Genomic DNA, 14,652 nt, shown 5'->3' on the forward strand with positions numbered 1-14,652 from the left:
GCTTGTAAATATTTTATTTTTTTCTCCTGCTTTATTTTTTACAATATATAATTTAGTATTATAGTTTTCCTGATTATTAATACTTTCTAAATTAATGCATAAATCAGATATATTTTCTATCTCGCTTGTTTCCCTATACCTTATTAAAGTGTTAATATTAGTTTCTTTAGATCTATTAAATTGACTTAGCAGTATCATCATACAATTTAGTTTTTTTTGTATATTTTTTAAATATGAACAAATTTTGTTTAATCCTTCACGTACATTATTACTGTCATGATCTATAATTTGCAAATAATCTATTACAACAATAATCCTAGGTTCTTTAATATTTAACTTGCTTGAAGCATTTTGTTTTAGTTTGAGCAACTGATTATAAAGATTATATATATTTAGTTTTTCAAATATAGCAATACGGCTGCTAAATAATATACTTAAACAGTCATTTCTATGTTTATTAATCAATTTTATAAAATCAGATGTATTTTTCTTTTTGCTGTTAGATATTAATTGTAATATCATTTTTTTTATTAAAAATGCTTTACTATCATCTAAAGAATAGAATGCAAGTATAGTATTATCATTTTTTTGAAGTATTTCTAAAGCAAGCTGACTAGCAAATGATGTTTTTCCTACAGAACTTTCAGCACCAATTGTAATTAAATAATCTTTTATAAAATCTTTTAATACTTCAAATGAAGTATCTTTCAAATCATAAGATTGGCTATTCATGATTGTATTTATCAAATATTCTATAGTATTATTATTTAATATATTTTCTTCTATATTGAGACTATCTTCGTTGAGAATAGTAAATTCTTTTAAAATATTATTTATTTCAAGTATAGAGTTATCTATATTATTTTTATTTATTTCATTTAATTTTTCTCTAAGTGAATTAATGAGTTCATTTTTCAAATAGTCTTCTTTATCTATAATCAAGTCTTTATCAATCAAATTAATTCTCCGTATTTTTTTATATATTCTTCTTCTGTTAAAGATTTTTTATCTATTGTAAGTGAAAGCAATGATTTTTTAAAATTATTCATTTTTCTTATATATCTTAATTCTTTTTTTGTAAATATATAATAATCTAAAATGCAAATTTTGTCATTAGGCATTTCAAAATAATTATATTTTATATTATCTATTGTAAAACTTTTTATATCAGACTTTACTAATATATCATTAATATCCTTAATATTATTATTAATTGTAAAACTTTCTATTGAAAAAGCTCCTTTGTAATTGCTAAGTTTATATATATCTTTAATTAATCTTTTTCCTGCATTATCGTTGTCAGAAAAGCTATAAATATTATAATCTTTTATAAAATCATATTCTTTTAATATATTAGTTTTAGTAGCCCCCGACAAAGCAATAGCAATATATCCAAATCGTTCCAATGATAAAGCATCTATAACCCCTTCACATATAATAATATCTTTATTCTTGCCTACCTTATTTATATTATAAATAGAATCTTTTGCATTTTTATTAAATAAATACTTAGGTTTTATATCTTCATCTATAGTACGTCCTTGTATAGATATAATATTATTACCATCTGCATCAAAATATGGTATAATAAGCCTATGCCTATAATGAAATAAATATAATGTATTATATTCTTTATTTTTTGATAAAATACCGCTTTTTATTAGATTTTCTTCATTATAATGTTTTAATAGTTCATTTATAATAAGTAATTGTTCTTTTTTATCTTTTGGTAAATTTTTAATTTTATTGTCTATAATTTGTTTTTTTGTTATACATCTTTTTTCTAAATAACATAAAGCTTCTTTATTATCTAACAACTCTAAGAAAGTTTTATAAATATCATAAAAATAGTTGTTATTAGTTTTATTCATATTTTTTTTTGTATCAGTTTCTTTATATAATTTTACATTTTTATAATTATTTCCAGTTATAAACTCAATAGCTTCATTAAAGCTGCAATGTAAAATTTCTTTAACTAACTTTATATTGTCGCCGCTAGCTCCGCAGCTGAAACAATGATAATAATTTTCTTTTATATTAAATGATAAACTAGGATTTTTGTCATTATGAAATGGACATATTGCTTTATTATTTTTATCAATATTTAAGCCTAATCGAATTGCTATGTTAATAATAGAATAGTGTTTTTTTATATAATCTATCTCTAAGTTCATATTTATGTATCATTTTTATTTTATTTATCGTTTTATATTAAAATAAAAATTACTATTTTTATTATGGATGATTATTAAAATTTTATTAAATCTTTTATTGATAATTCATCATGAATATAAAAATCAGAAGTTATAGCAGTAGAACTATGTCCTAAATATTTACTTACAGCTTTTAAGCTTTTATTGTCTTTTATAAGTAAATGAGTAGCGAAACTATGTCTTAATGTATGAGGATGCACCTGTCTTGTTCCTAATGCTTTTAATCCTGCAGTATTAACTATTTTATATATGTATTGTCTTGTAAAAGTTCTTTTATTTTTAGTTTCAAATAAATATATTTTTCCCTGAAAAGTTTTTAATATTTTATTATAAAGTTCTATCTTTAGTTTAATCTTTCTTTCTTTATTTCCTTTTCCAATAACTGATATTGATATATAAGTAATATTGTCTTCTATAGTTTTTTTGCAGTCTTTTTTCTTTATATTTATCAATTCCGAAACTCTTAATCCTGTAGAGTATAATGTTTGTATAATGAGTTTGTTTTTTTCATTAGATAATTTTATCATTTTATTGACTATATCTTTTGATACTATTTTTTCTTTAGTTATTGTATTGTCTCTTTTAGTTATTTTTATTTCTGAAAATGCGCTGTCTATTATTGCTTTTTTATTTAAATCTTTTATTTGATATTTTATTAGTTTCTTTAATGCTGCTTTATACAATGCTATAGTTGCATTAGATTTAGTTTTTTTGTTTTCTTTTAAAAACTTTATAATATTTTCATAACTTAAGTTTTCATTATTTTTATAGTATTGTCTGATGACATTAGTATAGGCTTCTCCAAATACATTTTTTAAATTTTGTATTTGATTATTAGTTAACATAATTTCATTATTCATGAGTCAAATTATACTTTTTTTATATATTATTTCAATATTTGGCATTAAAAAAAATATATACATAAGTTAAGTTATGTATATATTTTATAAAATAAGAATTTTTATTGAGATTTTTATAAATTTAATTATATCTCAAGTAAGAAGTTAAAATCTTTATAGTTAGTTTCTATATAAGAATCTTTTATTGGTTTTTCTATAGATATAGTTATTGAATTAAATATCTTATATACAGTTTGATATTTTCCTGATGGAGAATAGCGAGTAAATAAACAAAATAGTTTTTCATTTATAAATGCTTTTTTGTAAGGTTTATATTTTTGAAATAAGTATTTAATTTGATTTTTATCAGCTATTCTATTAAGATGATTGACTATTAATTTTATGTCATAATTATTTTTGATAATATTTAATATAGTTTTTAATTCATCAATATTTAATGGTACAGTAATTTTTTTTTCTAATATATGTCTTTTTAATAAAGGAAAACCTTCTTCTATTAAAGATAAAGGGCTAAAATATGGTCTGTTGAATTTTCCATTATCATTAAATATAGCTTGCAATTCTATATTATTATCAAGCATTAATTTTGATAGTCCAAATTCATATTTTTTTATTATATCCATTTTATCAGGTTCTTTTTTTATGTTTAAAATAAAGTTATTAAAGAAATTGGTATTATATATTTTTTTATCTATTATTATAAAAAAACTTGTTATATAATCATGTTCAGCTATTTTTAAGTCTTTGCTTATATATATTCCGCCGAAATTATAATCAGTTATTTTATATATGATATTTTCTAAATTAAAGAAAGGACCATAACAAGAATCATTACAAAAAATTATTTTATCATAGTTTTGCAAAATATTATTTTCTTTTGCATATAAATATCCTCTTTTGTATGATCCAAAATCATATTCGCCATGACGGCCGTTAATTATATGTATACAATGATTATCAATTTTTTTTAATTCATTATCTAACATGTTGCAATCAGATACATAAATAACATCAGATATTTTATTTAATTCTTTAATATAATAAACAACATAATCATCTATAATATTATCTCTATCATATCCGGCAAATATTGTTAGTATCTTTTGCATTTTATTTACCTAGTCGTATAGTAATTTTTATTGAAAATATTGTTAATATAATTCTTTTATATTTAGTTTCTATTTTAAATAATGAAAACTTACCTATTTCTAATATAGATATAATTTTACTTTTTGTATTATTATATATGCTAAGTATTTTACATACCCTGTCAATATTATTATCATTAATACATTTTTTTATATAGAAAATATAATTTGATAATTCATATAAATAATAAATATTATCTATTAAATATTTGTTATTTATATAAAATTTTACCTTATAATTATTTTGTTCTGCAATTATTCCTATTACCCTTTCTATAGCATGAGCTAAAGTTCCTGTTGTAGGTATTGGTTCTTTTGGAAAATCATCATATTTTAGTTTTAAATCAAAAATTGGTTTTAATACTTTAGGTCTGTACCACATCATAGAGCCTGTTGGAAATACAAAATTTGATGGATTAGGAATAAAATTTATATTTAACAAATTTAATAGTTTTAGCATATTGTCTTTATCATTTTTATCTAATTCTATTGCGAAAGGAAATACACTATAATATGCAGGTGGGAATATCATAGAAATATCTTCATTTACTAAAAAAGTAGTAAGTATTGTTTTAGCAGATTCTTCACTTATCAAATTTTCTATTAAATATTCGCCCCATTTTTTTAATCCGTCATTATGAAATGATTTTTTAGTGTGCAAATGGCAAAATAGATCATAATCATCTTGTATATTTGCAAACTCTATTAACCAAGGGGCTATATCTCTGCCTATATTTTCTGTGATTTTAATGGTGATATTATTTAATTTTATAAGTTTTTCTTTAGTAAAATGTTTTAAGCATATATCCTTATTTTCTTTTAAATTGACAGTGATAAATAAATCAAAAAATATAGGAAAATTAATTAAATGTTTAATGAATAAATCTATCATATCTATATAGTGTATATGTATATGTATTCCAACTTTTAATTTATTAATGTTTTCGCTATAATTTTCTTTTAATATTAGATAGTTTTTATCACAAAATTTACTATTAATATCCATATATATCCTCAATCTATTTTGAGTTCTTGAGCCAAAATATCTAATGCTGTATATCCATTTGCTTCATCAGGCTCCAAATATGTACCTTCACCCCATTCATTCCAAGCGTTTATAAACATGAGTCTTTTATCTTCTTCGAAATTTGCTCGAGTATATTCAATATTATATTTTAACCACTTTCTATAATAATCAAAACTAAAATTTTCTAGTATATTAAAATTCTTTTTTTTGCGTGCAGTATTATCCCATAATAGAAATAAGTCTTTATATCTTACATTTATAGGCTTTGCATTTATTGTATTTTCTACCCAATTTTTATAGCTATTGGTACGATATTGAGTATTGACTTTTTTGGCATATCCTACAGAATGTATTGAAAAGTCTACATACATATCAAAACCATAATGCTCAGCATTTTCAATAGGTTTTGATAAACTACGGGTAAAAATTAAAAATAAATCTTTACCTGTCTTTTGTTTTTGATAATTTCTCCATCTTTCAGTTGTAGCTTTTATATCAGGAAATAATAAAGGTCTATATACTAAAAATACAGGTTTTCCATCTATTTTTATGTACCTATCATCATCAAAATATTTTTGCAGACTTTCTATAAACCTTAAATCGTCTTTTTTTGAGTAATTTTGTTTAATTAGAATATTATTATTTAAACCATCCCAAGCTCTAGTCCAATTTTCATTAGCAAAACTTAAACAAAAATTAAAATTAATAGATTTATCTTTTAAAAAATTATCTACAGGTTTTTCCATTAAACGTTTACCTGCAAAATCATAATGATAAAAACAAAAGCCATATACTCCATAGTTCTTGGCTATTTCAGCTTGTTTTTTCATTACATTTATATCAGATAAATCATAATAACCTAAATCTTTATGAGGAACTCTTGGCTGATAATGTCCTTCATATAGTGGTTTAGCCTTTCTAACATTTGTCCATTCTGTGAAACCTTTTCCCCACCATTTATCATTTTCTTTAAATGTATGAAATTGAGGTAAGTACCAAGCTATAGTTTTAATATCTGTTTTAAATTTTTCTAATTTTTTATATTCTGTATATTGTGGCTTAAAAGGTATATATTCTTCTATGGATGTAATACAATCTTTATATTCTATTAAATCACTATTATTGTATCTATCTTCTGTTTTATTTTTAAAAAATACACATATTGTAATAACATTGAATATTTTTATTAATACTCTTACTCTATTATTTTCAACTAAGAATAAATCAATTTTTAATAAGCAATTTCCAATCTCAATTAAAGGAATCATTTTATAATACCACCCATTATTCAATATTTATATTATCATTTTGATGAGTAATTTAGCTCAATCCACTTTTTATATTCACCGCTTTTAATATTATCTATCCATCTTTTATTATTTAAATACCAATCTATAGTAAGCTCTATTGCTGTATTAAAATCATAATTTCTCTGCCAGCCCAATTCTTTTTTTATTTTATTGCAGTTAATAGCATATCTTCTATCATGTCCTGCTCTATCTTTTACAAATTTAATAAGTTTTTTATAATAATCTTTTTCTTTATTCATCTTAACGGCTAATTTTTCGCATAAAATATTTACCATATCAATATTAGTAATCTCATTTTCTCCGCCGATATTATAAGTTTCTCCTATCTTTCCTTTATATATGATATCAAGTACCGCATTATTATGATCTTCAACAAATATCCAATCTCTTATGTTTTTACCATCGCCATAAACAGGCAAATCTTTTTCTTCTACTATATTAGAAATCATTAAAGGAATTAGTTTTTCAGGGAATTGATAAGGACCGTAATTATTGCTGCAATTAGATATTGTAACAGGTAAATTGTATGTATGATAATATGCTTTTACAAGATGATCGCTTGAAGCTTTTGATGATGAGTAAGGGCTTCTGGGGTCATAAGGTGTTGTTTCATAAAAATATCCAGTTTCGCCTAATGAACCGTAAACTTCATCTGTACTTATATGATGAAATAATTTATTTTCTTTGTTGTCTTCCCATAATTTACGGGCTGTTTCTAATAAAATAAAAGTACCCATTATATTAGTTTCAATAAAATCTTTTGGGCCATATATTGAGCGGTCTACATGGCTTTCTGCTGCAAAATGTACTATACAATCTGGTTTGTATTTATTAAATATTTCATCTATTTTTTTATCATCACAAATATTTGCTTTTTCAAAGAAATATCTTCCTTTGTATTTTTCTTCTATATCAAGTAAATTTTCTCTGTTACCTGCATAAGTTAAGGCATCTATATTTATAATGTTGCCTTTATAGTCAGTTTTTTGTAATATATATCTTATGAAATTAGCTCCAATGAAACCGCATCCGCCTGTTATTAAAATATTATTGAATTGTCTCATGTATTATCCTATTTTATTAAACTTTGTAAATATTTTCCATATTCTGAGTTTTTTAATTTTGATGCAGTCTCCTCTATTTTGGAAGCATCTATCCATCTATTATTATAGGCTATTTCTTCTAAGCATGCTATTTGCATTCCTTCTATATTTTCAATGGCAGAAACAAATTGAGAAGCTTGAAGAAGACTGTCTCTTGTACCAGTATCGAGCCAAGCAAAGCCTCGTCCTAATACTTCTACTTTAAGTTTTTTATTTTCTAAATAAACTTTATTAACATCGGTAATTTCTAACTCACCTCTTGCAGAAGGCTTAATATTTTTAGAGATATTTACCACATCATTATCATAAAAATAAAGACCAGTAACTGCATAATTTGATTTAGGTTTTTGTGGTTTTTCTTCTATTGATAAGGCATTATAATTATTATCTATCTCTACTATTCCAAAACGCTCAGGGTCATGAACCTTATAAGCAAACACAATAGCACCGTCTTCTAATTTTGCACTTTTTTCTAATATATGTGAAAAGCTTTGACCAAAAAATATATTATCACCTAATATCATAGAAACATTATCTTTTCCTATAAAACTTTCTCCAATAATAAAAGCTTCCGCAAGACCGTTAGGTGCCTTTTGTACAGCATATTCAATATTACATCCCCACTGACTTCCGTCTTTTAATAATTTTTTAAAAAGAGGAGTATCTTGTTCTGTAGATATTACAAGTATATCTCTTATTCCTGATAGCATTAAAACAGATAATGGATAATATACCATAGGTTTATCATATATTGGCAAAAGTTGTTTTGATATAACATTTGTCATAGGATAAAGCCTTGTTCCGCTTCCTCCTGCTAATACTATTCCTTTCATAATAAAATAGCCTCTAATTAAAATTATTTATTTTTATAAGCGTTAAAGAAATTATTTAAACTATGCTCATACTCATATATTTTAGCATATTTTCTAATTTTTTCTATAGATAATACACTATATTTAGGTCTTTGAGCTTTTGTTGGATATTCTTCTGTAGTGCATGGATTGATTGCACAATCATTATCTATGACATTATATTTTTTTCCTATTTTGTATATGCTGTTAGCAAAATCATACCAAGAAATATTTCCTTCATTAGTATAATGATAAAGTCCATAGTTATTTTGATTAATGAAATTTAAAACTGCTTCAGAAACATCTTGAGTAAAAGTAGGAGAACCAAATTGATCATTAACCACTTTTATGCTTTCTTTAGTATTCATAAGCTTAATCATAGTTTTTACAAAATTATTTCCATTAATTCCATATAACCAAGAAACTCTTATAACAGTAGATTGATTGTAAGACAAAGCGTAGTTTTCACCTTCTAATTTACTTTTACCATAAATATTAATAGGATTAGTTTTATCTTCTTCTGTATATGGTTTTGTATTTTGTCCGTCAAATACATAATCAGTAGAAAAATGAATTAAATCTGCTTTTATCTTAGATGCTATTTCTGTAATGTTTTTTACACCTTCTCCATTTATTTTGAAGCAAATATCTTTTTCATCTTCTGCTAAATCTACTTTTGTATATGCTGAACAATTTATTATAGTTTTTATATTTTTATTTTTTGAAAAATTATTAAGTATATCAATATTAGTAACATCTATATCGGAAGCTGTTGCAATATATTCTATATTATTTTTATTGAATGTATCAAGTATATCTTGAGCGAGCATTCCATTTTTACCAATTATCCAAATCATAAAAATTATTCTCCAATCCAATTTCCATCTAATGAGAAATATTTTTTATTTTTATCAAATGTAGGTAATTTTAAATCTTTATCAGATACTAATACATCTTTAATATCACAAGTCCAATCTATATTAATATTTTTATCATTATAAATTATTCCGCCTTCTTCTTCAGGGTGATAAAAGTCAGAACATTTATAAGCAAAAACAGCTGATTCACTTAAAACAATAAATCCATGAGCAAAGCCTTTAGGAATGAAAAACTGTTTTTTATTTTCTTCTGTCAATAATACTCCGTAATATCTTCCAAAAGTTGGAGAATTATTCCTCAAATCTACTGCAACATCAAATACTTCGCCTTCTAATACTCTTACTAATTTAGCTTGACAATATTTCTTCTGATAATGAAGCCCTCTCAATACATTTTTTGTAGATTTTGATTGATTATCTTGAACAAATTTTTCTTTAATTCCAGCTTCAAAAAAATCTTTTTCACTGTAAGTTTCTAGAAAATAACCCCTATTATCCCCAAAAACGCGAGGTTCTGCTATGAAAAGGCCTTCTATATCTAATTTTTTAAAAGTAAATGGCATGTATATATCCTATAAATTATTATATAATTATAACTATATAGTATAATATCTATAAAGTAAAGTGACTATTATGAATTTGATTATTAACTATATTTGATTAATGAGTTTTAATAATCCATTTAAACTATCATCAGCTTCAGAGGTATTTATTCTAATATCATATTCTTTTCTTTTTTCTTTTATGTATTTATAAATAATATTTAATTTTTTAGGTATACCTCCAGATAAAAGTATACTTGTATTCTTTAGATTAAAAGTATCAATTATATTAAGGTATTGTTCAATATATGATCTTAATAATGAAGATAAATAATTATTTATATTAAAATTGTATTCTGTTATATTATTGATACAGCCTCCATTTTTAAAATTGTATGCACTATCAAATACAGCTAGATCAATATTTATATCAGAATTTATTAAATCTTTTACTGTGAATTTAGATAATAAATCCCATACTGAAATCTTGCTGTTTCCAATTTTAATACATTCATCTATAAATCCAGTATAACAGTTTAAAGCTCTTCCTGATGGGATATGTGTAATTATAGATAAATTTAAGTTATTAAAATATGGTCTTTGTTCCATTAAAGCTTCAATATTAAGAGTATCTATTTTTGCAATTTGACTTCCTGTTCCCATATTTAATATAATATCGTTTTCTGTAATATTAGCACCATAAATAGCACATTGTGTATCACCTACTCCAGTATATATATCTATATTATTTATATTAGAAGTTATATTTACATTGTAAGTAGGTTCATTAAATGTTACCTCATATCCAAGACTTTTATATAAATCAAATAACTCTTTGTATGGTTCTTTTTTATATATATCCCAAATACCTAATCCTGCTATCATAGTAGAATGTACTTTTTTAGAAAAAAATATTTCAGGTAAAGAAATTATTTTTATTTTTTTAGGTATTTTACCTAATCTCATCATATGAAGTAAATTGATGCAAGGTAGCCCTGGTTTTATATTCATACCTGTATGTTTTTTGAAATTAGGTAATTTATTTTTAATAAATTCTATAGTTGATGTATTATCTATTAATTCTATTGCTCTATTGTCTTTCCAACTTATATATTCAGTAATAAAATTTTCATTACTTTTTAATACAAATCCATGTTGTTCTGAACATATGAAAATAGATTTTATATTATAGCTTTCATAATCTTTGATAATAGAATAAAATAATTGAATTATTTTGTTTACTGGTACTTCATAATATATATTATTATATATTAAAGCTTCAGCAGGTTTATAATCTTTAATTGCAATTATTTTATTATTTTGATAAATTGCTGTTTTTACTCTTGAAGCTCCAAAATCTATCAATAAATGATTCATATACTGAAGTCCTCTTCTAATATTATATTTATATGATTAAATAATTCTGTATCTATATTAATTTTAATAAATATAGTATCTCCTAAATCTTTAATACCTACTAGACTTAATGTATTTCCCTGGACCTTTTTATCTTTTTTTATTAATTCTAATGTTTTATCTATTTTTAATTCTTGTAAATCTTTTTTATTAATAATGTCAAATAAATATGAGTTAATATAATCTAATTTTTCTTTAGAAAGATAACCATAGATATGTGATAGTTTATTTGCAATAATAGAACCCATAGCAACAGCTTGGCCATGAGGTATTTTATAATTAGACATGACTTCTATTGAATGGCCTAAAGTATGACCATAATTTAAACTTTTTCTTATATTGAATTCAAATTCATCGTATTCAATAACAGCTTTTTTTACAAAAAGAGCTGACAGAATTAATTTTTTATATCCTTCTAATGAATCTACTTTACCATTCCTAACCAATTGTTTGTATAAATCAAAAAAATATTCCCCGCCTGTTATGCAAAGTTTAGCAATTTCTCCAAGTCCGCTTCTAATATCATAATCGTTTAAAGTAGTCAGAAACTTTATATTAATAATAACTTCAGTTGGTGCAGAAAATAATGCTATTTGATTTTTTACTCCATTGTAATTAAGCCCTGTTTTACCTCCTATACAACTATCACATTGTGATAGTAACGTTGTAGGATAAAATACCCAGTTAATTCCTCTTTTAAATGTAGCACCTACAAATGCTCCTATATCTTGAACTATACCACCTCCGCATACAATCATAGTTTCAGATTTTGTAAATCCTCTTTCTTCTAAGAACTTTATTAATTTCAAAGCATTTTCGATAATTTTATTTTCTTCAATAGCATCAAATATGTAAAGTTTATTTGTATCAATATTTGTATTATTAAAATATAAATTATAAACATTTTTATCTATAAATAAAATATTGTTCTTTTTTTCATTTAATATTTTTAATATTTCTTCTTTAGGATCTGAATTTTTTATAAATACTTTATAATTTTTAGGAGATGATTTGATATTAAATATACTTGTGTTTAAATAATTTTTATATACAGTAAAATTTTTATTTTCAATTTTAAAAATATAATCAGACATTTTGAAATCCTCCGCATATAAATCCGCCATCTACCGTAATATTTTGTCCTGTTATGTAACTGTTATTAACACATAAAAAGTAGGCTACTTTTGAAATATCTTCCAAACTTCCCATTCTCCCAAATGGAATACTATTTTCTATTTTTTTTATTTTATTTTCATCATTATTTTTTCGTGTCATAGGAGTATCTACAAAACCAGGAGATAAAGAATTTACTTTTATATTATATGGTGCTAATTCAATAGCAGCAGTTTTAATGAGAGCATCTAATGCATGTTTAGACATAGAATAGGAAGCCCGTTCACTTCTTGAAATTTTAGAATATAATGATGATATTGCCAAAATACTTCCTCCATTAATTTTCTGATATGGTAGAAAATATTTCAAAATTTTCAGAAAAGAAAAAGTATTTATTTGCATAGTATTTAATATATTTTCCATTGTTATTGATTCTATATTTGATATATTATTGATACCAGCACAATGTATAAATACATCAAAATTATTATTTATAGATTTCAAATATTTATCTATCTCATCATTATTAAGTAAGTTTAGTTCAGAACTAGAAGGATATATTACCTTAAATCCGTTATCTTGGAATATTTTTACTATACCAGAACCAATGCTTCCATTACCACCTGTTATAAATACTTTTTTCATATATTTTCCTCTATTATTATTTGTTATAAAACAGCAGCTGTATATTTGTTGTATTTTATGAGATTTTGTATTAACATAGTTTTTAATCTCGTTTGCTCATATCCAGGATTATAATTATATTTTCTTAAAAAATGTTCTGTTGATAAATTACCATCATGCCATTTACCTCCAAGTCCCATCATCGTAATGTCTGTATATTTACAACCATAATGCAAAGCCACATCTAATAGCATTTCTGCTGTACCATTTTTATTATGTAAATGTATTCCTGCTTCAATCCCTTCTTCTTTACAAGCTTCTATGGTAAATCTAATATATTCTGGGGTAAAAACACTTTCTGTATCAGCAAAATATATAACAGGAATTTCATGTTCCTTTGCAAATTTTGCAAATTCTCTATTTCTTTCTATAGAGTTATGTCCAGAACTAGTAAAATTAATAAATACTTCATATCCTAAATTTTTAATTTCTTTTATGTGTTTTTCTAAAACATTAAAGTCAGTTTCAGCTGACCTTGTTAATATTCTAACAGCATCTATTAACGATTCTTTTTTATGTAATAAATTAGCTAAAGGTCTTTGTATATCTCTCATTGCTGAAAGTTTTACTGTATTTTTAGTAGAAGAAAATATATTTTTTATTTCATCGTTACATAAACTACAATATCTAAAAACACCTCTATTAGGATCTGCTTCAATATTATGAAAAAAGCCTAATTCTAAATAATCAATTCCAGCAGACTGAGCAAATTTATAATAATCTCTGCAAAATTCTTTATCAAAAAACCATCCTGTTTGATATCCTGCTTCTCTAAAAGTACAATCAAATATTGTTATATTTCCTATCATTTTATATTATCCTTTTGTTCAATTAATCTTGCTATTGCTAAATCATATTCATCATCTATATCTATAGCATATTGTTTATCTATTAAATACATATAAGGGTGATTACCATAACAAAATTTATTATTTAACATATTGATTTTAGATGATATAAAACATCCATTTATAATGATATAAAAATTAGGTAAATCTTGAGATTTTGTATGATTTTTTATATCATTATTAATAGGGCCATCATCATTCCATATATATTCTTTTATGAGTTTAGCTGTAGCTAAAGAATCATATTTTTTATTAATTAATACTTCCTCTTCATATTTATACATAGCTTGTTCTATAATTTTTTCATCACATAAAGGGCATACGCAAGGAACCCACATCATTATGTTACCAGGCATATCTTGAACTATATATTCTACTACTTCGTTAAATGTTTTTGTAACTTCATCAGCATATTCTATAGGTCTTTTATGAGTATTAACTCCTTCTCCTTTTGCCATTTCTAACATTTCATCACTATCACTAGAAACTACTATATTATCTATTTTTTGTATTTTCTTTAATTGTCTTATTTTATGTATAAGTAAATTTGAATCAGCAAAAGGAAGTATATTTTTATTTTTTAATCTCCTAGATCCTGCTCTTACAGGAATTATAGCTGTATATTCTTGTTTTTTCATTTTTACTCCTTAACTTATATA

15 protein-coding genes are annotated in these 14,652 nt (G+C 23.6%); all 15 read right to left on the minus strand.

Annotation, left to right across the window (positions count from 1 at the left end):
* Positions 1–957 (minus strand): DnaB-like helicase C-terminal domain-containing protein (locus R4I97_RS11870; RefSeq protein WP_335785247.1); only part of this gene is annotated, 957 nt, incomplete at its 3' end.
* Positions 954–2,174 carry a CHC2 zinc finger domain-containing protein gene (locus R4I97_RS11875; RefSeq protein ID WP_335785248.1) on the minus strand — a complete coding sequence of 407 codons (1,221 nt, stop codon included), beginning with the start codon at positions 2,172–2,174 and terminating at the stop codon, positions 954–956. The genes R4I97_RS11875 and R4I97_RS11870, both read right to left, overlap by 4 nt.
* Before the next feature lie 74 nt (positions 2,175–2,248).
* Positions 2,249–3,073, minus strand: coding sequence for a tyrosine-type recombinase/integrase (locus tag R4I97_RS11880; protein WP_335785249.1), 825 nt, complete (start codon positions 3,071–3,073; stop codon positions 2,249–2,251).
* A gap of 125 nt (positions 3,074–3,198) precedes the next feature.
* Entirely contained in the window at positions 3,199–4,182 is a 984-nt protein-coding gene (locus R4I97_RS11885; RefSeq protein WP_335785250.1) for a rhamnan synthesis F family protein, read from the minus strand.
* Between the two features lies 1 nt (position 4,183).
* Positions 4,184–5,227 carry a rhamnan synthesis F family protein gene (locus tag R4I97_RS11890; RefSeq protein WP_335785251.1) on the minus strand — a complete coding sequence of 348 codons (1,044 nt, stop codon included), beginning with the start codon at positions 5,225–5,227 and terminating at the stop codon, positions 4,184–4,186.
* Positions 5,228–5,235: 8 nt separating this feature from the next.
* The gene (locus tag R4I97_RS11895) at positions 5,236–6,516 is read right to left on the minus strand and encodes a glycoside hydrolase family 99-like domain-containing protein (RefSeq protein ID WP_335785252.1); all 1,281 of its coding nucleotides are present in this window, start codon (positions 6,514–6,516) and stop codon (positions 5,236–5,238) included.
* 35 nt (positions 6,517–6,551) lie between these two features.
* Complete coding sequence (rfbB, locus tag R4I97_RS11900; protein ID WP_335785253.1) at positions 6,552–7,622, minus strand: dTDP-glucose 4,6-dehydratase; 1,071 nt, start codon at positions 7,620–7,622, stop codon at positions 6,552–6,554.
* Positions 7,623–7,630: 8 nt separating this feature from the next.
* Positions 7,631–8,494, minus strand: coding sequence for a glucose-1-phosphate thymidylyltransferase RfbA (gene rfbA, locus R4I97_RS11905; protein WP_335785254.1), 864 nt, complete (start codon positions 8,492–8,494; stop codon positions 7,631–7,633).
* 23 nt (positions 8,495–8,517) lie between these two features.
* Entirely contained in the window at positions 8,518–9,369 is an 852-nt protein-coding gene (rfbD, locus tag R4I97_RS11910) for a dTDP-4-dehydrorhamnose reductase (RefSeq protein WP_335785255.1), read from the minus strand.
* Between the two features lie 5 nt (positions 9,370–9,374).
* Positions 9,375–9,953, minus strand: a complete 579-nt coding sequence (rfbC, locus tag R4I97_RS11915) for a dTDP-4-dehydrorhamnose 3,5-epimerase (RefSeq protein ID WP_335785256.1) — start codon at positions 9,951–9,953, stop codon at positions 9,375–9,377.
* An 87-nt stretch (positions 9,954–10,040) separates the two neighbouring features.
* A complete protein-coding gene (locus R4I97_RS11920; RefSeq protein WP_335785257.1) occupies positions 10,041–11,309 on the minus strand; it encodes an FGGY family carbohydrate kinase in 1,269 nt (422 codons plus the stop codon).
* Complete coding sequence (locus R4I97_RS11925) at positions 11,306–12,442, minus strand: 3-dehydroquinate synthase family protein (RefSeq protein ID WP_335785258.1); 1,137 nt, start codon at positions 12,440–12,442, stop codon at positions 11,306–11,308. The genes R4I97_RS11920 and R4I97_RS11925 overlap by 4 nt, the downstream gene beginning before the upstream one ends.
* Positions 12,435–13,106: an SDR family NAD(P)-dependent oxidoreductase gene (locus R4I97_RS11930; protein WP_335785259.1), complete on the minus strand. Its 672-nt coding sequence runs from the start codon at positions 13,104–13,106 to the stop codon at positions 12,435–12,437. The genes R4I97_RS11925 and R4I97_RS11930 overlap by 8 nt, the downstream gene beginning before the upstream one ends.
* Before the next feature lie 23 nt (positions 13,107–13,129).
* On the minus strand, positions 13,130–13,954 hold the full coding sequence (locus R4I97_RS11935) for a pyruvate carboxyltransferase (protein ID WP_335785260.1): 825 nt from the start codon (positions 13,952–13,954) through the stop codon (positions 13,130–13,132).
* Positions 13,951–14,631: a cytidylyltransferase domain-containing protein gene (locus tag R4I97_RS11940; protein ID WP_335785261.1), complete on the minus strand. Its 681-nt coding sequence runs from the start codon at positions 14,629–14,631 to the stop codon at positions 13,951–13,953. The genes R4I97_RS11935 and R4I97_RS11940 overlap by 4 nt, the downstream gene beginning before the upstream one ends.
* Between the last annotated feature and the right edge of the window lie 21 nt (positions 14,632–14,652).

This window comes from Brachyspira pilosicoli (genome assembly GCF_036997485.1).
In the GTDB taxonomy this organism is placed as follows: Bacteria; Spirochaetota; Brachyspiria; order Brachyspirales; family Brachyspiraceae; genus Brachyspira; species Brachyspira pilosicoli_C.